The organism is Halorarum halophilum (assembly GCF_013401515.1).
Taxonomy (GTDB): Archaea; Halobacteriota; Halobacteria; order Halobacteriales; family Haloferacaceae; genus Halorarum; species Halorarum halophilum.
In genome coordinates, this window is record NZ_CP058529.1 from 1,636,030 (window position 1) to 1,656,523 (window position 20,494).

At 68.8% G+C, this 20,494-nt stretch carries 21 protein-coding genes; 6 read left to right on the forward strand and 15 right to left on the reverse strand.

Going from position 1 to position 20,494, the window contains the following annotated elements:
- Positions 1-6 precede the first annotated feature (6 nt).
- The 15 genes from HUG10_RS08345 to HUG10_RS08415 form a co-directional block, all read right to left on the reverse strand.
- A complete protein-coding gene (locus tag HUG10_RS08345) occupies positions 7-1,515 on the reverse strand; it encodes an NADH-quinone oxidoreductase subunit N (protein ID WP_179169135.1) in 1,509 nt (502 codons plus the stop codon).
- A complete protein-coding gene (locus HUG10_RS08350; protein ID WP_179169136.1) occupies positions 1,516-3,036 on the reverse strand; it encodes a complex I subunit 4 family protein in 1,521 nt (506 codons plus the stop codon).
- Positions 3,033-5,078 carry an NADH-quinone oxidoreductase subunit L gene (gene nuoL / locus HUG10_RS08355; protein ID WP_179169137.1) on the reverse strand — a complete coding sequence of 682 codons (2,046 nt, stop codon included), beginning with the start codon at positions 5,076-5,078 and terminating at the stop codon, positions 3,033-3,035. The genes HUG10_RS08350 and nuoL overlap by 4 nt, the downstream gene beginning before the upstream one ends.
- Before the next feature lies 1 nt (position 5,079).
- Entirely contained in the window at positions 5,080-5,382 is a 303-nt protein-coding gene (nuoK, locus tag HUG10_RS08360; RefSeq protein WP_179169138.1) for an NADH-quinone oxidoreductase subunit NuoK, read from the reverse strand.
- Positions 5,382-5,756: a proton-conducting membrane transporter gene (locus tag HUG10_RS08365; RefSeq protein ID WP_179169139.1), complete on the reverse strand. Its 375-nt coding sequence runs from the start codon at positions 5,754-5,756 to the stop codon at positions 5,382-5,384. Before HUG10_RS08365 ends, nuoK begins: the two co-directional genes overlap by 1 nt.
- Positions 5,753-6,028 carry an NADH-quinone oxidoreductase subunit J gene (locus tag HUG10_RS08370; protein WP_179169140.1) on the reverse strand — a complete coding sequence of 92 codons (276 nt, stop codon included), beginning with the start codon at positions 6,026-6,028 and terminating at the stop codon, positions 5,753-5,755. The genes HUG10_RS08365 and HUG10_RS08370 overlap by 4 nt, the downstream gene beginning before the upstream one ends.
- Before the next feature lie 518 nt (positions 6,029-6,546).
- Entirely contained in the window at positions 6,547-7,008 is a 462-nt protein-coding gene (locus HUG10_RS08375; protein WP_179169141.1) for a NuoI/complex I 23 kDa subunit family protein, read from the reverse strand.
- Positions 7,009-7,010: 2 nt separating this feature from the next.
- Positions 7,011-8,078 (reverse strand): complex I subunit 1/NuoH family protein, encoded by a 1,068-nt coding sequence (locus tag HUG10_RS08380; protein WP_179169142.1) that lies wholly within the window; start codon positions 8,076-8,078, stop codon positions 7,011-7,013.
- Positions 8,078-9,757 (reverse strand): NADH-quinone oxidoreductase subunit D, encoded by a 1,680-nt coding sequence (locus HUG10_RS08385; protein WP_179169143.1) that lies wholly within the window; start codon positions 9,755-9,757, stop codon positions 8,078-8,080. Before HUG10_RS08385 ends, HUG10_RS08380 begins: the two co-directional genes overlap by 1 nt.
- Positions 9,757-10,458 carry an NADH-quinone oxidoreductase subunit B gene (locus HUG10_RS08390; RefSeq protein WP_179169144.1) on the reverse strand — a complete coding sequence of 234 codons (702 nt, stop codon included), beginning with the start codon at positions 10,456-10,458 and terminating at the stop codon, positions 9,757-9,759. The genes HUG10_RS08385 and HUG10_RS08390 overlap by 1 nt, the downstream gene beginning before the upstream one ends.
- The gene (locus HUG10_RS08395; RefSeq protein WP_179169145.1) at positions 10,455-10,871 is read right to left on the reverse strand and encodes an NADH-quinone oxidoreductase subunit A; all 417 of its coding nucleotides are present in this window, start codon (positions 10,869-10,871) and stop codon (positions 10,455-10,457) included. Before HUG10_RS08395 ends, HUG10_RS08390 begins: the two co-directional genes overlap by 4 nt.
- A gap of 119 nt (positions 10,872-10,990) precedes the next feature.
- The gene (locus tag HUG10_RS08400; RefSeq protein ID WP_179169146.1) at positions 10,991-11,491 is read right to left on the reverse strand and encodes a hypothetical protein; all 501 of its coding nucleotides are present in this window, start codon (positions 11,489-11,491) and stop codon (positions 10,991-10,993) included.
- Positions 11,492-11,521: 30 nt separating this feature from the next.
- Entirely contained in the window at positions 11,522-12,136 is a 615-nt protein-coding gene (gene purE, locus HUG10_RS08405; protein ID WP_179169147.1) for a 5-(carboxyamino)imidazole ribonucleotide mutase, read from the reverse strand.
- Positions 12,133-13,323 (reverse strand): 5-(carboxyamino)imidazole ribonucleotide synthase, encoded by a 1,191-nt coding sequence (locus HUG10_RS08410; protein ID WP_179169148.1) that lies wholly within the window; start codon positions 13,321-13,323, stop codon positions 12,133-12,135. Before HUG10_RS08410 ends, purE begins: the two co-directional genes overlap by 4 nt.
- 92 nt (positions 13,324-13,415) lie before the next feature.
- Positions 13,416-15,305, reverse strand: a complete 1,890-nt coding sequence (locus HUG10_RS08415; protein ID WP_179169149.1) for a flippase activity-associated protein Agl23 — start codon at positions 15,303-15,305, stop codon at positions 13,416-13,418.
- A gap of 675 nt (positions 15,306-15,980) precedes the next feature.
- On the opposite strand from HUG10_RS08415, the gene ribH reads away from it, so the two are divergent.
- The 6 genes from ribH to HUG10_RS08445 all read left to right on the forward strand — a co-directional run bounded on the left by ribH (position 15,981) and on the right by HUG10_RS08445 (position 20,468).
- A complete protein-coding gene (gene ribH / locus HUG10_RS08420) occupies positions 15,981-16,391 on the forward strand; it encodes a 6,7-dimethyl-8-ribityllumazine synthase (RefSeq protein WP_179169150.1) in 411 nt (136 codons plus the stop codon).
- Positions 16,388-17,542 (forward strand): pyridoxal phosphate-dependent aminotransferase, encoded by a 1,155-nt coding sequence (locus tag HUG10_RS08425; protein WP_179169151.1) that lies wholly within the window; start codon positions 16,388-16,390, stop codon positions 17,540-17,542. Before ribH ends, HUG10_RS08425 begins: the two co-directional genes overlap by 4 nt.
- A gap of 110 nt (positions 17,543-17,652) precedes the next feature.
- Positions 17,653-18,285, forward strand: a complete 633-nt coding sequence (locus HUG10_RS08430) for a DedA family protein (RefSeq protein ID WP_218780666.1) — start codon at positions 17,653-17,655, stop codon at positions 18,283-18,285.
- Between the two features lie 64 nt (positions 18,286-18,349).
- Entirely contained in the window at positions 18,350-19,024 is a 675-nt protein-coding gene (gene nthB / locus HUG10_RS08435) for a nitrile hydratase subunit beta (RefSeq protein ID WP_179169152.1), read from the forward strand.
- 341 nt (positions 19,025-19,365) lie between these two features.
- Complete coding sequence (gene nthA / locus HUG10_RS08440; protein WP_179169153.1) at positions 19,366-20,001, forward strand: nitrile hydratase subunit alpha; 636 nt, start codon at positions 19,366-19,368, stop codon at positions 19,999-20,001.
- Positions 19,998-20,468 carry a nitrile hydratase accessory protein gene (locus HUG10_RS08445; protein WP_179169154.1) on the forward strand — a complete coding sequence of 157 codons (471 nt, stop codon included), beginning with the start codon at positions 19,998-20,000 and terminating at the stop codon, positions 20,466-20,468. Before nthA ends, HUG10_RS08445 begins: the two co-directional genes overlap by 4 nt.
- Positions 20,469-20,494: the final 26 nt, after the last annotated feature.

Consider the following 20,494-nt stretch of genomic DNA (forward strand, 5'->3'; position numbering starts at 1 on the left):
GCCCCGTCAGGGGGCCAGCGCGGCCGCCGCGGCCTGGGCGGTCTCGATGACCGGGCCGAAGCCGGGCAGCAGCAGCAGCGTGGCGACCGCCGCGAACAGGACCGCGGCGTACAGCGCCGTCGGCGTCGCGCCGAGTTCGAAGTCGGTCGTCGCCTCGTCGAACCAGAGCGCCTTCACGACGCGGCTGTAGTAGAACAGCGACAGCGCGCTGTTGATGGCGCCGACGGCGGCGAGCCACCAGTAGCCCGCGCCCACGGCCGCCGCGAACAGGAAGTACTTCGAGAAGAAGCCCCCGAACGGCGGCAGCCCCGCGAGCGAGAACATGAACACGGACATGGCGACCGACGCCATCGGCGCCCGCGCGCCGAGGCCGGCGTAGTCCTCGAACGTCCGGCCGACCTCCCAGTGCTCGACGAGCGCGATGAACAGGAACGCGCCGGTGTTCATGAAGCCGTAGACGAGCAGGTGGGCCATCGCAGCGCCCATCACCGCGCCGCCGTCGGCCGTGGTCCACGCGGCGAGGCCGATGAGCGCGTAGCCGGCGTGCCCGATGGACGAGTACGCCAGCATCCGCTTGACGTTCTCCTGGGTCGCGGCGGCGAAGTTGCCGAGCGTCATCGTGGCGACCGCGAGGATCTGGAACAGGAGCACCCAGTCGATCGACGCGACGACGTCGGCGCCCGGAAGCGGGAAGCCGACGACGAACACGCGGAACAGGAGCGCGAACCCGGCGGCCTTCGAGGCCGACGAGAGGAACGCGCTGACGGGTGCGGGCGCGCCCTCGTACGCCTCGGGCGCCCAGAAGTGGAACGGGACGGAGGCGGTCTTGAACGCGAAGCCGCCGGCGACCATCAGGATGCCGATGCCGGCCACCCCGGCTAGCCCGGCACCCGCCTCGGTCAGCCCGGAGGCCACGGCGGGCAGCAGGAGGCTCCCGGTCGCGGCGTACACGAGCGAGATGCCGAAGACGAACACCGCAGAGGAGAGCGCGCCGATGAGGAAGTACTTCAGCCCCGCCTCGACGCTCCCGCGGTTCCCCTTCAGGAACGAGACGAGCGCGTACGACGGGAGCGACGAGAGCTCCAGCGCGACGAACGCCACCGCGAGCGAGTTCGCGGACGCCATCAGCGCCATGCCGGTCGCGGCGAACAGCGTGAGGCTGTAGAACTCGGCGCGGTGGGGGTTCTCCGCCAGGTAGTCGTAGCTCGCGACGACGACGAGCGCCGTCACGGACGCGAACACGGCCGAGAAGAACAGCGACATGCCGTCGACGACGAGCGCGTCGGCGTACAGCGTCACGCTGTCCTCGGGACCGGACAGGACGCCGCCGACGCCCGTCAGCAGGGCGCCGGCAGCGACGAGCGACGCCAGGGAGCCGACGGTCGAGACGACCGCCAGCAGCGTCGGCCGGTCCTCAGTCGGGTACACCGCGTTGATGAGCAGCACGAGCAGGCCCGTGAGCGCGAGCAACAGTGCGGGTGCGAGGGCGCCGAGCCCCCAGAGGAGGGTCGCCATCTACGCACCACCTCCGAGCAACGGAACGACGGCGTCTGTGATCATGCCGAAGAACACCTCGGGGGCGACCCCCAGCGCGATGGTACACAGCAGGAGCACCGCGAGCGGCGCGGTGTCGTGGAACTGTGCGCGGGTCACCTCGTAGTCGGTCTCGACGCTGAACTCGCCGAACAGCGTGCGCTGGATCGCCCAGAGCAGGTAGCCGGCGACGATGACGATGCCGAACATCGCCGCCGCGGTGAACAGCGGCGCCGCCGGGAGCACCGTCGAGGTGAACGAGCCCTGGAAGATGAAGAACTCCGCGGCGAAGCCGGCCATGAGCGGGAGGCCCATGTAGCCGAACGCGCCGGCGATCAGGATGCCGGTCGTGATCGGCATCCGGTCGGCCATGCCGGACATGTCGCCCAGCATGCGCGTGTGCGTCACGTTGTAGATGACGCCGACGGCCATGAACATCAGCCCGGAGATGAGGCCGTGTGCGACCATCTGGAACGTCGCGCCGCCGATGCCGAACTCGGTGTAGGCGACGAGGCCGAGGATGACGTACCCCATCGACGAGACGGAGGAGTACGCGACGATGCGCTTGAGGTCCTGCTGGGCCAGCGCGAGCATCGCGCCGTAGATGACCGAGAGGACGGCGATCGCGGCGATGGGCACCGCCAACTGCTGGGCGACGTCGGGCATCATGGTGAAGTTGAACCGCAGCAGGGCGTACGTCCCCATCTTCAGGAGGACGCCCGCCAGCATCACCGAGGCCGGCGTCGGGGCCTCCACGTGAGCGTCGGGCAGCCACGTGTGGACGGGGACGACCGGCACCTTCACCGCGAAGCCGAAGAACATCGCGGCGAACGCGACGGTCGCGAGCGCGTCCGGCGCCAGGCCGAGGAAGCCGCCGAGTTCGCCGGCCCGGAGCGCCCCCGCGATGGCCGGCAGCCCGAAGCTGTCGACGGGGAGGTTGAACACGAGCGCCATGAACCCGATGAACATGATCAGCGAGGCGACGTTCGTGTACACGAAGAACTTGATCGCCGCGTACTCCCGGCGGGGGCCGCCCCAGACGCCGATGAGGAAGTACATCGGGACCAGCACGGCCTCCCAGAAGACGAACCAGACGAAGAAGTCCAGCGCCGAGAAGACGCCGATGAGGTTCGCCTCCATGAACAGCATCAGGCCGTAGAACTGGCTCTGCCGTACGTCGATCGGCGTCCACGCCGACAGGATCGCGAGGGACGTGAGCACCGTCGACAGCACGATGAGCGGGAGGCTGATACCGTCGAGCCCCACGAACCACTGCAGCGTGTAGCCGCCGACCGTGAGCCAGTCGATCTGCGTCGCGAACGCGAGGCTCCCGCCCTCGACGAGCGCGTTTCCGGTCGCGTCGAACTGCGACCACATGTACAGGCTCCCGACGACCGGGAGCAGGCTGAGGCCGAACGCCAGTTGCCCGGCGTACTCGTCCGGCGAGAGGAACACTGCCAGCGCGGCCACGAACGTGAATCCGATGAGTGTCTCGAGTATCACAGTAACCAACCTCCGAAGATGCCGAAGGCGATGAGAAGGGCCGTCAGGCCGAGCGTGATCAGCGCCGCGTAGTTACCCACGATGCCGGTCTGGATGCGGCGGACCCGCGAGCCCGAAAAGAGGCTGACGGAGGAGACGGCGTTGACCGAGCCGTCCACCACACCCTGATCGAAGGTGTCCGCCGCGCGCGAGAGCGGGGCGACGACCCGCTCGGCGAGGAACACCTGGTACTCGTCCTGGTAGTAGTTGTTGTACAGTACGCCCTGCAGGGAGCCGAGCTTCGCGGTGTGCTCCTCGGGCTCCGGGACCGCGTACAGCGAGTACGCGAGGCCGGCCCCGAGCAGCGCGAGCGCGAGCGACACGACCGCACCGCCGAGCACGGTGACGACCTCGCTCCCCAGGGTACCCGCCGTGTAGTGCGCGTAGTCGTGGGTGAGGTCCTCGTAGTGGTGGGCCGTCAGGCCCTCGAAGCCGCCGTCGAGCCACTGGTGCAGGAAGTCGATGTGGCCGCCGACGACCGTCTGGACCGGCACCATGTTGACGAACCCGACCGTGGCGGCCAGGATGCCGAGCACGACGAGCGGTGCCTTCACGTTCCAGCCGACCGGTTCGGGCGACTCGGCCACCCCGGTCCGGGGCTCGCCGTGGAATGTGAGCGCCACCATCCGGAACGTGTAGAACGCCGTCACGGGCACCGCGAGCAGGCCCATGGCGTAGCCGACGTACAGCAGCGGCGCCCCGCCGAGGCCGTGTGCGAGCGCCTCGTAGAGGATCTCGTCCTTCGACCAGAAGCCCGCGAACGGGAAGATGCCCGCGAGCGCGAGCGAGCCGGCGAGGAACGTGTAGTAGGTGACGGGCATCCTGTCCTTCAGCCCGCCCATGTCCCACATGTTCTCGTTGTGGTGCATCGCGATGATGACCGAGCCGGCGCCGAGGAACAGCAGCGCCTTGAAGAACGCGTGGGTGAGCAGGTGGAACGTCGCGGCGACGTAGCCGCCCGCGCCGAGCGCGAGCATCATGTAGCCGTACTGTGAGATGGTGGAGTACGCGAGAACCTGCTTCAGTTCGCGCTTGACGACGCCCATCGTCGCCGCGAACAGCGCGGTGAACCCGCCGACGAGCGCGATGATCCCGAGTGCGGTCGGCGAAATCGCGTAGAAGCCGTACATCCGCGCCACGAGGTAGACGCCGGCCGCGACCATCGTCGCCGCGTGGATGAGCGCGGAGACCGGCGTGGGACCCTCCATCGCGTCGGGGAGCCACGTGTGCAGCGGGAACTGCGCGGACTTGCCAATGACGCCGCCGAGCACGAGCAGGCCGACGACCGTGAACCACGCCTGCGGCGCGAGTCCGAGGAACGTGTTCACGGACGCGCCGCCGTCGAGGGCGGCCGCGGCAAGCGCGGGGAACGACTCCTCGCCCGCGAACTGCGCGGTGCCGAAGGTCGCGAAGACGGCGACGACGCCGACGAGGAAGAAGTAGTCCCCGAAGCGGGTGACGAGGAACGCCTTCTTCGCGGCCGACGGCGGGCCGAGTTCGCGGAAGTTGAAGCCGATGAGGAGGTACGAGCAGAGGCCGACCAGCTCGAAGAACATGAACGCCATCAGCAGGTTGTCGGCGACGACGAACCCGAGCATCGAGGCGGTGAACAGACCGAGCCCGGCGTAGTAGCGCGGGAGGCCGGTTTCGCCCTCGTCGTTCATGTAGCCGAGCGAGAAGACGTGGACCAGGAGCGCGACCAGCGAGACGATGACGAGCATCATCGACGACAGTGGGTCGAGCAACAGTCCGAACGTGAGTTCGAGGTCGCCCGCCGCGGCCCACGTGTAGATCGTCTCGTCGTACACGGAGCCGTTGCTGACGGTGAGGAACACCCAGAGCGAGAGGATCAGCGAGCCAGCGGTCGCTGCGATGCCGGCGAGCGCGCCGCCCTTCGGGAGCACGCCCCGCTCCTCCCCGTACATCGCGCCCCCGAGCGCGATGAGGAACGACAGGAACGGCAGCAGGACGATGGCCGGCGCGTAGTCGAATGCACCCGCCATCTTACCACCTCATCGTCGTCGCGTCGGTGACGTCGACGCCGCCGAAGTTCCGGTACAGCACCAGGATGATTCCGAGCCCGACCGCGACCTCCGCCGCGGCGAGCGCCATCGTGAACAGTCCGAACGTCTGGCCCGTCACGTTCCCCCAGTACTGGGAGAACGCCACGAGGTTGATGTTGGCAGCGTTGAGCATGAGTTCCACGGACATCAGGAACATCAGCGCGTTCCGCCGCGTGAGCAGCCCGAACACGCCGATACAGAAGATCGCCGCCGCGAGCACCAGGTAGTACTGCGGGGGAACCATCAGTCGTCCCCTCCGTTCCGACGTCCGTCGGTGCCGCCGTCGGTGCGGAGCGGTTCGAGGACGCCCTCCTCGCCGCGCTTGGCGAGGAAGATGGCGCCGTCGATGGCGATGTCCAGCGCGACGGCGATCACGAGGAACGCGACGAGGAAGCCCTCGGCGTTGACGTCCCCCTGGCCGATGTTGAACATCGCGTAGCCGATGCTCGCGGTGATCGAGGCCCCCTCGGGGAAGCCACGCGCCTCCGCGAGCGGGAACGACGACGTGAGGAAGACGAGTGCCATCACGGCGAACAGCGCCACCGCCGCGAGGCCGGGGACGAGGTGCGAGCCGAGCTTCAGCTCGGGTTTCGTCCCGCGCGTGCCGTCCGAACTCACGTGCGCGTCACCCCCATGTCCGTCTGCATCTCGTGTCGCACGAGCATCACGGCGAACGTGATGAGGACGAGCACCCCGCCGACGTAGACGAGGATCTGCATGGCGGCCAGGAACTCCGCCTGCAGCATCACGTAGTGCACCGCGACGCTCAACAGGGCGACCCCCAGCAGGAGTGCGGAGTGCCACACGTCCTCCACGAGGACGACGCCCAGGCTGGCCCCCACCGTGACGAGGGCGAACAGCGCGAACGCGATAGTCTCTGCTACAACCATTACGCGACACTCCCGTCGGAGGGCGTTTGAAGGTTTCGAGAACGTTCCGCGCGTATGCGTGTGTGTGCGGGGATTACCGGTGGTACGTTGAGTGTTATTTCGGTCGGTCGAGCGCAGTTCGCGGGTCGAGTTCCGGTCGGTGCGAACGTCGGGAGCCGGTCTTACGGGACGGATACCGGAAGGTAGCGTGAGCGGGTTTCGACTCCCAACGGTGGTGAGAGCCACTCCCGACGCGATGGAAGCAACACGTACCTCGACGCACGCTCGCCGAACTCGCCCCCGCTCCATTCGGTCGCTCACGTGAACCCCACGAGGGGGCTCGTGCCACACACTCCCACCACGACCGGGAGGCTGTCGGTCTCTGACTAACCACGCTCGCCCGTCGTCCGTCAAGGTGGAACTGAGACAGGGTCACCGCTGGCCTTCGAATTCACTACGATAGTCGAAGCGAGAGAACACCGAGCAGCGAGCCGACGGCGGAAGAACGGGAGAACCGAAACGCCGAGCGGAGCGAGGGACTACTGGTAGTCCAGTTCGCCCTCGCCCTCGCCGATCCAGGCGCCGCGGTCCGGTTCGCGCGAGGCGAGCGGGTCGATGCCCTTGTACCAGGGGACGTTCTTCAGCTGCTCTTTGTTGTAGACGAACTCGTCTTTCGTGTCGGCGGTGAACTCGAAGTTCTGCGTCAGCAGAATCGCGTCCACCGGACACACCTCCTCGCACAGCCGGCAGTAGATGCACTGGCCGATGTGGAGGTTGTACTGCTCGCCGTTCCGCTGTTCGTCCATCACGATCTGGATCGTGTCGTTCGGACAGACGTTCTCGCACTGGCGGCACCAGATGCACCGCTCCTGCGAGAACTTGTGCACCCCGCGGAACCGGGGGCTCACTTCGGGCGCGACGTCCGGGTACTCCACCGTGAACGTCGTGCCGTCCAGTGCGTGCTTCATCGTCGTCGCCATTCCTTTGAGGAGTCCGATCATGGTTACGCGAGCACCCCCACGAGCACCGCCGTGAGGACGAGGTTTGCGAAGGCCAGCACGAGCATGCCCTTCCAGCCGATCTCGATGAACTGGTCCACGCGAAGCCGCGGGATCGCCGAGCGCGCCCACTGCGTGAACAGGAAGAACGCCCAGATCTTCATCGTGAACCAGACGATACCGAGCGCCGCGGGGCCGGGCCCCGCCGCGCCGCCGAGGAACAGCACCGCCGTCAGCGCGCCGCCGAGGAATATGTGGATGAACTCGCCGAGGTAGATGAGCACGAAGTACACCGAACTGTACTCCGTCTGGTACCCCGCCACGATCTCGGTCGGCGCCTCGGGCACGTCGAACGGGTTGCGCCCGACCTCCGCTAGGTTCGCCGCGACGAACAGCACGAACGCGAACGGGTTCACGAACGCGAACCACTGCGGGATGGTGACCCCGCCGAGCGTGATGAACGCCTCGCCCTGCTGGGCGACGATCTCGCTGGTCTGGAGCGTCCCGGTGAACACGACGATCGAGAGGGCGGTGACGATGAGCGGGATCTCGTAGGCGATGTTCGAGGCCACCGCGCGGAGTCCGCCCAGCAGCGAGTACTTATTGTTCGACGCGTAGCCCATCATCATCAGCCCCAGCGAGGCGATCGAGGAGGCGGCGAACGCGAACGCGAGCCCCGTCTCCGGGTCCGCGAGCTGGATGCCGCTCCCCATCGGGATCACCGCGAACCCGAGCAGCGCCGAGAACGGGATGAGCAGCGGGCCGAGGTCGTACGCCGGCCGGTCGGCGCCGTCCGGGATGATGAGCTCCTTCGAGAGCAGGCGGACCGCGTCGGCGACGATGACGAACAGCCCGAACGGGCCGATGCGGTTCACCGCGATTCGGTCCGTGAACGCCGCCGTGATCTTCCGCTTCGCCCACGGCCCGGCGACGGCCGTGTTGATGAGCAGGAAGTTGGCGATGAGGAACGCGCCGATCAGCGCGCCGACGATGTCCGCCGCGAGCCCGCCGAACGGGAGCAGTCCCGCGATGGTCTCGGGCAGCATCTGCTGGAGCGTGACGACGGCGACCATTACCGGTCCACCTCGCCGAGCACGATGTCGAGACTACCCAGCGCCGCAACGAGGTCGGGCACGTATTCGCCCTGGGACATCTCCGGTAGCGTCTGCAGGTTCGAGAAGCACGGCGAGCGGATCTTGAACCGCGCCGGCTTGTCCGTCCCGTCCGCGCGGATGTAGATGCCGAGTTCGCCCTTCGCGCCCTCAACCGCGCGGTACACTTCCGTATCGTCCTCCGGTTTCAGCGTCCGGGGGACGTTCGCCTGGATCTCGCGGTCGTCCTCGGGCCAGTCCTCGAGCAGGTCGACGCACTGCTCGATGATCTTCGCCGACTCCTCGACCTCGCGCATGCGCACGAGCAGGCGGCTGAAGTTGTCGCAGCCGTCCTCCGTGATGACGTTCCAGTCGAGTTCATCGTAGTAGCCGTACGGGTCGTCCCGGCGCAGGTCGTAGTCGATGCCGGAGCCCCGGGCGACCGGCCCGGTCGCGCCGTAGTCCTTCGCGACTTCCGGCGGGAGGACGCCCGTGCCGACCGTCCGCATCTGGAGGATCTCGTTCGAGGTGATGAGGTCGTGGTACTCCTGGAGCGCCTCGGGGAGCTCCTCGAGGAAGTCGCGGACCTTCTCGAAGAACTCCTCGCGCGGCTCCGGGATGTCCCAGACGACGCCGCCGAGCCGGAAGTAGTTGAACATCAGCCGCTGGCCCGTCAGGTCCTCCAGCAGGTTCTGGGTCTTCTCGCGGTCCCGGATGGCGTACATGAAGATGGCCGTGAAGTCGCCGTACACGTCCAGCGCGAACGTCCCCACCGCGAGCAGGTGGCTCGCGATGCGACACAGTTCCGCGCCCAGCGTCCGGATGACCTGCGCGTACTCGGGTACCTCGATGTCGGCGAGGTCCTCGGCGACTCGAGCGTACGCCCACTCGTTCAGCATGCCGGCCGAGATGTAGTCCCATCGGTCGGGGTACGGCATGATCTGGTGGCGGTACGTGCCGTTCTGGCACATCTGCTCCTCGCAGCGGTGGAGGTAGCCGATGTCCGAGTCCACGTCGGCGACCTGCTCGCCGTCGAGCGTCGTCTTCAGGTGGAGCACGCCGTGGGTCGCCGGGTGGTGCGGCCCGATGTTCAGGAACATCGTGTCCGCGTCCGGGTCGTCCTCCTCGCGGGTGTCCCCGGCGAGGGGGTTCGCGTGCTCGCGGAGGGAGACGACCTGCGGCCGCTCCTGGTCGTAGTTCAGCGCGAGCGGGTGACCTTGCCAGGTCTCGGGAAGCAGGATGCGCCGGAGGTCGGGGTGTCCCTCGTACTCGATGCCGACGAGGTCGTACGCCTCCCGCTCGTGCCAGTCGGCCGTTCGGAACACGGGTTCGCCGGATTGGCTCACCGGGTTCTCGCGGTCGGTCGGGACGACGACGCTGACCTCCTGGGTCGGATCGTCGAACTTCTTCAGGTGGTAGATCGACTCGTAGCGGTCCTCGTACTCCTGGGCCGTGACACAGGAGAGGTGGTCGAAGCCGGCCTCCGTCTTCAGCGTCGAGAGGACGTCCTGGACCGCGTCGGGGCGGACGACGTAGCCCGGCGCGTTGAGGTGCTCCTCGCGGGCCAGCACGTGCTCGCCGAGCAGGTCGGCCAGGTCGTCGGCGGACAGTTCCGCGGGCGTCGCGTCGACGCCGTGCGGATCGGGGTTTTCGAGACTCATTAGGGTGAATCAGCCCAGTTGTACCGCATGACGAGGTCCTCCTCGTCGATCTGTTCCGCGAGCTGGTCGATGACCTCGTCGCGGTCGAGGTCGCCGAACTGCTCCAGCTCGTAGGGCTTCACCGTCACCGGGGAGGACTCGCCGTTGGCGATGCGCTCCTGGAGCTTCGCGACGCCGTACACCAGCGCCTCGGGGCGGGGCGGGCAGCCGGGGACGTGGATGTCCACCGGGATGACCTCCTCGGCGCCCTTGATGACGTTGTACCCCTCCTGGAACGGGCCGCCGGAGATGGTACACGAGCCCATGCCGACGACGAACTTCGGCTCGGGCATCTGGTCGTACACGCGCTTCATCCGCGGGGCGAACTTCGAGACGATGGTGCCCGGCACGATGATGACGTCCGCCTGGCGCGGCGACGCGCGGGGGACGCCGGAGCCGAAGCGGTCGAGGTCGTGTTTGACCCCGTAGGTGTGCATCATCTCGATGCTGCAGCAGGCGATGCCGAACTGCAGCATGAACATCGAGGAGCCCCGCACCCAGTTCATGAACTTGTCGAACTTGGTGAGGATGAACGGGGAGGAACCGAACGCCTCCCGGAGCTTCGAGTTGAAGCGGTCGTCCTGCCCGGCGAGCCGGGCGTCGCGGGTCTCGGTCAGTACCTCCGAGTCGTCCGTGATGAACGGTCTGTTGTCGCTACTCATGATTGACGCTCCGTCTTTCGCCGCGTCGCCCGCGGGCTACTCGTCCAGTTGACGGCTCCCTGCCGCCACGCCCACACGAGGCCGACGAGAAGGACACCGATGAACACCAGCATCGGGAGGAGCAGGTCCGTCAGCGGGACGCCTGCCTCCAGTGCCGGGCTGTAGATGACCGCCCACGGGAACACGAGGACGGTCTCGATGTCGAAGACGACGAACAGCAACGCGACCATGTAGTACTGGACGTTAAACTGGATGCCGATCGCCGACTCGGTGGGGATCTCGCCGGACTCGTAGGTGGCGCTCTTCCCCTGTTCCGGCACGCTCGGCCGAAGTATCGCGGACGCGGCCATCATCCCCAGCGGGATTCCCACGCCCATCAACGCCAACGCGCCGATAGCTATCCATGGATTCATTCGGGGTTCTCCTATCGTTCGTGGCTAGGAAACGCCCGTACATAAGCGTTCATTTACGAGTTCCCGGCCGGCCGCCGTCGCTCCTCCGGGAAGAGCCAGTCTCCGCACACCTGTCGGCCTCACGGGACGAGTTCGAACCGGACTGCGATCGCCGGTTCGTCGAGACCCCAGTAGACGAACCGGTACGCTCCGGTGGACAGGTCGCCGCACATCACGTGATCGCGAGAGAATCCGTCGGCCGTGGCGGGGAACGTCCACGAGAACCCTTCGTCCGGTTCGTGGGTCGTGACGATACTGGAGTTGCCAGTCGCGTCCGTAAACAGGAGATCACGATACCCTGAATCGGTTAACTGCTGGAACGCGTACGCGTACTTAGACCCCGCTTTTCGCTCTTCAGCGGTCACGTTGACGAGGCGAAACTCGACGTGTCCGCCCATCTGGACACGCTCGGTCTCCACCAGTAGCTCGAACCCGTGGCTCACGTCGTACGTGACCCTGGAGAACTCGTCAGAGAGGGGGATGTTTGCCTCGCAGTCGATGGTCCGTCCGACCGAGAGACAACCGGTTCCCAGAGTCGAACCGGCGAGCATCGTTTTCACGAGGGCGCGTCGAGTAGCCATTTCGGGGGGTTAGCGCGGGTGGGGACTTTTTTACTCCCGCGACTCGCGGAACCCCTCGACGCCCAGATCGTGGAGGTCCCGCGAGACCGAAGCCACGTCGGCCACCAGCCCGTCGTGGTACGCGACCAGCGCGTCGCGAAGCTCCTCGTGCTCCCGTGCGAGGATCTGGCCGGCCGAGAGCCCGGCGTTGAACGACTTGCCGGCGTCGACGGCGACGATGGGCGCGCCGGTCGGCATCCCGATGACGGAGTCGACGGACTTCTCCTGGACGGGTACGCCGACCACCGGAATCGGGTAGGCGATGCTCGCGGTCATGTTCGGCAGGTCGGCCGACTTCCCGCCGGCACCCGCAATGATGACGTCGATTCCGCGGTCCGCCGCGGTCTCGCCGTACGCGTACATCAGTTCGGGAGTTCGGTGGGCCGAGACGACGTACGCCTCGTAGGTGAACCGCTCGTCGGGCGGGTCGCCGAAGTCGGTCTGCTCGGCGAACCCGAGTTCGTCGAGGGCGTCGAACGCCCCCTGCATCGTGTCGAGGTCGGAGTCGGAGCCCATGATGACCCCGACGTCCGGCGTCGTCTCCGGGTCGGCGTCGGCCGACGCCTCGGATTCCAACCGGTCGATGAGGTCCTGGACGGCCATCATGTCGGAGTCCCCTCGCTGGCGTCGTGGTCCGCGTCGAACGTCAGTTCCTCCCGCAGGTCGCGCGCCTCCGCGAGGAGGTCCTCGGCGTCCGAGTCGGCGTCGGTGAGCGTCACGTGACCCATCTTCCGCAGCGGGCGCACTTCGCGTTTGCCGTACCAGTGTAAATGTGCGTTCGGTGCCGAGAGCGCGCGTTCGACCCCCCCAAGCCGCGCCTCCCGTGGCTCCGACACGTCGCCGAGCAGGTTCGTGGTCACGGTCGGCGCACGGGCCTCCGCCGGCGCGAGCGGCCAGCCGAGCACCGCCCGGACGTGCTGTTCGAACTGCGAGGCGGTCGCCCCCTCGATTGTCCAGTGGCCCGAGTTGTGCGGGCGCGGGGCGACCTCGTTGAGCAGCACCTCGCCGCCCTCGACCTCGAACAGTTCGATGCCGAAGGTGCCGCGCCCGTCGAGCACCGATAGCGCGTCGCGAGCGACCTCGCGGGCGCGCTCGGCCACCGCGTCGTCGGTGCGCGCCGGGACGACGGTCTCCCGCATGATCTCCGCCTCGTGGACGGTCTCGGTGAGCGGGAACGTGCGGACCTCGTCGTCGCCGCGGACGCCGATGACGGCGACCTCGCGCTCGAAGGGGACGAGTTCCTCGGCGAGTGCTCCACCCTCCTCGGCACCGACATCGTCGAGCGCCGCCTCGTAGTCGTCGCCCGCCTCGACGGGGAGGTTCCCGCGGCCGTCGTAGCCGCCGGTCCGCGCCTTCAGCATCGCGGCGCCGCCGAACCGCTCGACCGCGTCCGCCAGGTCGTCGGCGTCGTCGACGCGGACGAACTCCGGGACGGGCACGCCGGCGTCCTCGAACGCCCGGTTCTGCACGAGTTTGTCCCGGATCGTCCGGAGCGCGTCCGGCGACGGGTGGACCGGAACGCCGTACTCCGCGCCGGCCGCCTCGAGGACGTCGGGGTCGGCGAGTTCGATCTCCAGGGTCAGCGCGTCCGCCCGTTCGGCGAGGGCGCGTACCGCGTTGGCGTCGTCGAACGTTCCCTCGACCTGCTCGGCGACGCGGGAGGCCGGGCAGTTCGGCGTCGGGTCGAGCACGACCACGTCGACGCCGAGCGGCGAGGCGGCCTCGGCGAGCATCCGGCCGAGTTGGCCCCCGCCGACGACGCCGAGGGTCGGACCGGGACACGTCGGTTTCACGGCCGCGAGTTCGGCATCTCCGCGAATAAATCTTGCCAAGCCGTCGAGGATATGGGCACGTTCGTGGTTACATCACGCGCCCCGACGCCCCCTCAGTTATCGGCCGCGCGTGCGTCCCGCAGCGTCTCCCGTTCGAAGAGGAACACGACGTCCTCACCCCACAGTTTGAACGGGTACGTCCGCGCCTCGTACCCGTCGTACCGGGCCTGCAGTTCGTCGCGGTCGCGCGGCATCGCGACGATGACCGGCGGCGGGTCCGCCGGGAGGCCGTCGTAGCGCGCCTCGGGCGACGTCGAGGTCACCACCGCGCCCGACCGCTCCATGTACCACGGGAGGGGGAGCCGGGAGTGCCACGCCGGCCCGCCGGGCGGCATCCTGTCCGCGCTCGACTCGTTCGAGACGTACAGTTCGACCTCGCCGGCGCCGTTCTCCGACCCGACGAACAGCACGTCTGTTCCCTCGTTGTGCGCGGCGACGAGGTGGACGTCCTCGAGGGCCGGCCGGACGTCGTTGCCAGGCTGGGCCCACTGGAGCACCTGTTTGTCCTCCTCGGCCGCCGAGTTCCAGTAGTCGACGTTCGCGGCCGCGACGCCGCCGACCGCCGCGAACACGAGCAGCCCCGCGAGCGCGACGCCGACGGCGTCCTCGGTCGCGAGCGACCGGTCGAAGGCGTCCGCGACCGTCGCCGCGCCGACGGCCGCGGGGATGGCGAGCGGGAGGACGATGTGGACGGCGGCCCAGGGCGCCTGGATGTCCGTCGCCACCGGGTAGCCGACGAGCGAGGCCGCCGCCCAGTACGCGGAGAAGGCGACGATCGCCCGGTTCCCGCCGCCGTAGCCGTCCGCGAGGAACCCCAGCCCGGCGAGGACGACGACGGCGGCGGAGCCGTACGCGAGCGTCTCCGCGATGTCCAGCAGGTAGGGGACGTACGTGTGGCCGGAGTGGGCCCCCGACACCCACGTCCCGTGGAACCGCTCGGCGGCCCCGATCGTCCCGTCGTGCAGGACCGGTTCGAGCGGGGCCGCGCCGCCGAGCGCGTCCCAGAGCTCCGGGCGCGGCGCGTAGAAGAACGCGACGACCGCGAGAAACGTGACGGCGACCCCGAGCGTCACCAGCGGAACCCACACGAGGACGTGCCCGAGGACGCCCGCCTCCGGCGCGAAGGGGGAGCCCCTGTCGCGCCGGTCGACGACGGACCGCTCGATGGCAGCCCGGGTCCGCTTGCCGGCCGTCCACTCGCGGGCGAACCCGACGAGTGAGACGACCCCGCCGACGACCGCGTCGGCCAGCGAACCAGTCTCCCGGGCCGACCGGACGAGGTAGTGATCCGCGAGCAGGAACGCGGCGCCGGCGAAGCAGACGACGTAGACGAGCGCGTTCTCCTTGGAGGCGACCCCGAACGCGAGGAGGACGGCCGCCGGGAACAGCGGGAGGACGCGCCGTCGGTCGATGGCGTAGACGGTCAGCGCGAAGGCGCCGAAGGCGAACCCGCCGACGAGCACGTCCCCGCGCATGAACCGCGAGTAGTAGAGCAACAGCGGGTCGAGCGCCAGCACGAGCGCGAGCGCGACCCGCTCGCGGCCCGACAGGCGGTCGACGAAGCACAGCGCCGCGAGCGGGAGCAGGCCGCCGACGACGGCGACCGGGAGCCGTGCGGCGAGGTCGCTGGCGCCGAGGACGTCGAACAGCGCGTTGTTCACGACCGGGAGGAACGGTCCGTGGATGATGGGGCGGTAGAAGAACTCGCCCGTGGCGTCGAAGCGGAGGATCCAGTAGCCGACACGGCCCTCGTCCCAGTGGAACACCCGGCCGCCGAGGTCGACGATCCGGAGCAGCAGCGAGAGGACGGTGACGAGGACGACCCCCTGGGTCGCCGGGGAGCCCGGAAGCCGGTCGAGGGGGCCTGCGGACTCGCGTCGACCGCCGGACGGTGTGGAGTCGCCGGATTCGGGGGAAGGCGCGTCGGCGGCCGCCTCGCTCATTGGCTCCTCCGTCGCGGCCCGCCGGTAACAACTCTTGTGATTGCGTGTTTTCGTTGGGTTCAGCGTTGATTTGTTCTTCTGGAGAACCTCGACCGGGTCTGGGACCAGCACCGTCGTCTGTTCAGGTGTGTACAGGCCGACCACTGCTGCTGGGCGTGACGAGACACCACCGGCCTCCCCGGCCGATTCGCTCTCGGGTGGCGCGCCACAGGGGCGCGCCGGTTCCCTCATCCCTCGCGCGCGTCGCTCGCCTTCGGCTCGCGTCACGCGCGCCAACCGCAAAGGCGCGCTCACCGGACAGCCGCCAACGACGCTGGATCGGAACGACAGCGGGTGGGACTGAAAGGGGCCGCGGCATTCACGGGCGCAAGCGCCCGTGAATTCGGGAGAGCTTGCTCTCCCGTAACTCGGGGAAGCACGGGCGGTCAAGCACCGCAGCGCGAACGAGCGAAGCGAGTGAGCGCGAGGAGCTCAGCCGTCCGCACGAGCCGAGAGCCGCGGGGGCTTTCGCGGTAACGTTCACGCTGTCCCCACGCGATCCCGACGGATCACCGGTACGCCGACCGACGCCCTTCCGACGACGCTCGACCAATCGATCACAATACTGCTCGCGTTCGATGGGCGACATCGGCCCCGAGCGGTACGCCTTTCACCGGCGCCGCCGACCGCCCGCGTATGACAGTCACACTGGGGCTGGTGGTGGCGCGCTACAACGCGTCCGTCACCGAACCGATGGAGGAGGCGGCGCTCGAGGCGTCCGCCGAGCGCGACGTGGAGGTCGCCGAGACCGTCCGCGTACCGGGCGTGTACGACGCGCCGCTGGCCGCCGACCGCCTCGCGCGCCGGGAGGACGTGGACGCCGTCGTCGTCGTCGGTGCCATCGTCTCCGGCGACACCGACCACGACCAGGTCATCGGGCAAGCCGCCGCCCAGAAGCTGACCGACGTGAGCCTCGACCGCGACAAGCCGGTCACCTTCGGCGTGTCCGGGCCCGGACAGAGCGGCGCGGTGGCGCGCGAACGCGTCCACAAGGGTGCCGAGGCCGTGAACGCCGCCGCCGACCTCGCGGAGGGGCTGCCGGCATGACGGCGTACGACTTCGCCGAGCGCGTCGGGCGCGTGGAGCCCTCGGCGACGCTCGCCATCGGCAACGCCGCGGCCGAACTCGAGGCCGACGGCGTCGACGTGGTCGACCTCTCCGTGGGGGAGCCCGACTTCCCGACGCCGGAGAACGTCGTCCGGGCCGGCCAGGAATCGATGGAGTCCGGCCACACGGGCTACACGTCCTCGAACGGCATCCCCGAACTCAAGGAGGCCATCGCCGGAAAGCTCCGGGACGACGGAGTCGACGCCGAGGCGGGCGAGGTCATCGTCACGCCCGGCGCGAAGCAGGCCCTCTACGAGGTCGTCCAGACGCTGATCGACGAGGGTGACGAGGTCGTGCTGCTCGACCCCGCCTGGGTGTCCTACGAGGCGATGGTGAAGCTCGCCGGCGGCGACCTGAGTCGGGTCGACCTCGCCCCGCACGACTTCCAGCTCGAACCGGCGCTCGACGCGCTCGGCCAGGCGGTCTCGGACGACACCGAACTCCTCGTCGTGAACTCCCCCGCGAACCCGACCGGCGCCGTGTTCTCCGACGCGGCCCTGGAGGGCGTGCGCGACCTCGCGGTCGAGCACGACATCGCGGTCATCTCGGACGAGATCTACGAGCAGATCACCTACGGCGTCGAGCCGACGAGCCTCGGTAGCCTGGACGGGATGGCCGACCGGACCATCACGGTCAACGGCTTCTCGAAGGCGTACTCGATGACCGGCTGGCGGCTGGGCTACTTCCACGCGAAGGGCGACCTCGTCTCCCAGGCCGGGAAGCTCCACAGCCACTCCGTCTCCTGCGCGACGAACTTCGTCCAGCACGCCGGCGTCGAGGCGCTCGGGAACACGGAGACGGCGGTCGACCAGATGGTCGAGGCGTTCCGCGACCGGCGCGACCTCGTGCTCGACCTGCTCGCCGAGCACGGCGTCGAACCACCGAGGCCAGACGGCGCGTTCTACATGATGCTCCCGGTCGCCGACGACGACTCGACGTGGGCCGAGGACGCCATCGAGCAGGGCCACGTGGCCACCGTTCCGGGCTCGGCGTTCGGCGCGCCGGGCTACGCCCGCATCTCCTACGCCGCGAGCGAGGAGCGCCTCCGCGAGGGGATCGGCCGGCTTGCCGACGGCGGCTTCTTCGACTGAGTCGGCCGGCCCTCGCGTCGAACACGGATCACCAAGTTCCCGAACCACCGCCGACCTTTCGAGCACCGTGGGCCGGCGGGACTTTCACCGACCCCCGACTACGGAGGGGCGTGCTCGGAGTCGATCTCGTCCCCCTCGCCGAGCAGTTGCTCGCCCAGTACGGCTACCTCGCGGTGTTCTGCTTCACGTTCCTCGAGTCGTCGATGCTGTTCCCGCTACTGCCGAGCGAGGCGGTCCTCCCGCTCTCGGCGGCCCTGCTCGTCACGGGCGTGCCGTCGCTCGCGGCGTTCGCCCTCGCGGCGACGGCCGGCGTCGTCGTCGGGAGCGTCGTCGCCTACTACCTGTTCGGTCGTGGAGGCGAGGAGCTCGCCGACCGGTACAGCCCGTTCCTCAGCGTCTCGGAGCGCGAACTGGAGTGGACCAAGCGGGCGTTCGACAGGTACGGCGAGTCGTCGGTGTTCTGGGGCCGGTTCCTCCCGGTGCTTCGGTCGGTCGTCTCGGTCCCCGCCGGGTTCGCCGGGATGGACGTGCGGCGGTTCGCAGCCTACTCGGCGGGCGGCGGGTTGCTGTTCAACCTCGCGGTGGGCGCGCTCGCGCTCGGCGGCGGCGAGTCCCGGTCGGTGTACGGGACGGCGTACGCGCTGGTCAGGCAGATCGTCACGACCTGGCCCGTGCTCGCGGCGGCGGTGGTCGCGGTCCTCCTCGTCGGTACGGCGGTCGCCTGGTGGCGGTTCAGCGACTGACGGCGACCGCCCGGCCGTGCCCATTCGTACCAAGATTTTAGCCTCGACACCCCGAGGGTCGCATATGGACGGCATCCACGACGTCGGCGGTATGGACTCCTTCCGCCACCTCCCGCCGGACCAGCCCGACGACGCGAGCCCGTTCCATCACGAGTATGAGGGCGTCGTCCAGGCGCTCTACCTCGCTGGGCTCGGCTCCGGGGCGTTCGAACTCGACCGCTTCAGGTACGAACTCGAGGGCCACGAGCCGGAGTACTACCTCGAAACCCCGTACTACGAGCGCTGGCTGACGGCGATCGAGTCGCTGTTCGCCGAGGCGGGCGTCGTGGACTCGGAGGAGCTCCGCGAACGCGCCCGGGCGCTTGAAGCCGGCGAGGGCGAGGTGACCGAGGAGACGGACCCCGAGCGCCTCCCGGAGCTCCTCGACGGCGTCCGCGACGTGTACATGAGCGAGCGCGAGGGCGGGGAGCCGGCGTTCTCGGAGGGCGACCGGGTCCGCGTTCGGAAGGAACACCCGTCATCGCACACGCGCTGCCCGCGGTACGTCAGGGGCTGTGAGGGCGAGGTGGTGGCGGTTCGAGGGACGCACGTCTTCCCGGACGCGAACGCGCACGGCGAGGAGCGTGCCGAACCGCTGTACAACGTCCGGTTCGAATCTAGCGAGTTGTGGGGCGAGGCGAACACCGACGGGGACGGGTTGCACATCGAACTCTGGGAACCGTACCTCTCACCGCCCTGAATCGATCGCTGGGCCGGCTCCGTTTTCTGGGCTACCGATCCGCAGTCCGTCAGGGGAACTACCGGATCGACGGTCGACACGAATCTGAAAGGCGCACCCATCGTACCGCAGCCTCGTACCTCCCCAACCGATTCGCTCCTCGGCTCGGTCGCTCCGCTCCCTCGCCTGCGGTGCTCATCCCTCGCGCGCATCCGGTGGGCACGGAGGCCCGCCGTTCACGAGAGCGAAGCTCTCGTGAGCTCACGAGACGCTGTGCGTCTCGTGAACGGCACGCGCTTGACGGTTGATCGAACACCGCCGAGGGGCCAACGGCTAAGTCCGCGCGAACGCCACCACTTCACATGGCAGAGGAGACGCCGGAACCGCCGGAGACACCGAACCCGGACCTCCGCGACATCGACCCGCAGGCGCGTGCCCGCGCCCTCCAGTCCATCCTCGTGGAAGAGGGCATCCTGAGCACCGACGCGGTCGACGAGGTGATCTCGACCTACGAGAGCGACGTCGGGCCGATGAACGGCGCCCGGGTCGTCGCGCGGGCCTGGAGCGACCCCGACTACCGCGAGCGCCTGCTCGAGGACGGCATCTCAGCGGTCGCCGAACTGGATATCGGGGTGAACGACGAGGTGATGGAGCTCAGGGTGGTCGAGAACACGCCCGAGGTCCACAACGTCGTTGTCTGCACGCTCTGCTCGTGTTACCCCTGGGCCGTGCTCGGCCTGCCGCCGACGTGGTACAAGTCGCCCGCGTACCGTTCCCGCGTGGTCGACGAACCCCGCGCGCTGCTGCGCGAGGAGTTCGACACCGACCTCCCCGACTCGGTCGACGTGGAGGTGTGGGACTCCAACTCGGAGATCCGGTACATGGTGCTCCCCCAGCGCCCCGAGGGGACCGAGGACCTGAGCGAGGACGGACTGGCCGGGCTGGTCACCCGGAACTCGATGATCGGCGTCAAGCGACTCGGAGAGGTGGAGGCGTGAGCACGCGCGACCACCGGCGCCCTCTGGCCGACGATGAGGACGGCCCGACGTTCGCCGAACCGTGGCAGGCCCGCGCGTTCGCGCTCGCGGTGGCGCTCACCGACGAGGACGAACGGGACCGGAACTGGGACGACTTCCAGCGCGAACTCGTCGCGGAACTCGACCGGACCCCCGGCGCGGAATCGGGGGACGAGGACGACTACTACGGCGCGTGGCTCTCGGCGCTCGAACGGTTCCTGGTCGAGCGCGACGTGGTCGACCCCGGGGCGTTCGCCGAGCGCGCGACCGAGTTCGCCGGCGGCGACCGCGACGCGCACGAGTTCGTCGATGGCGACCCGCACGCCCACGCCGACAGGCTCCCGGAGGGGCACGCGGACGGGTCCGACCACCACCACGACCACCCGCACGGTCACGGGCACGAGCACGGTCACGACGGCCACGTTCAGGACGACGGCCACGACCACTGACGTCCCACAGTCGGCGAACCCTTTTA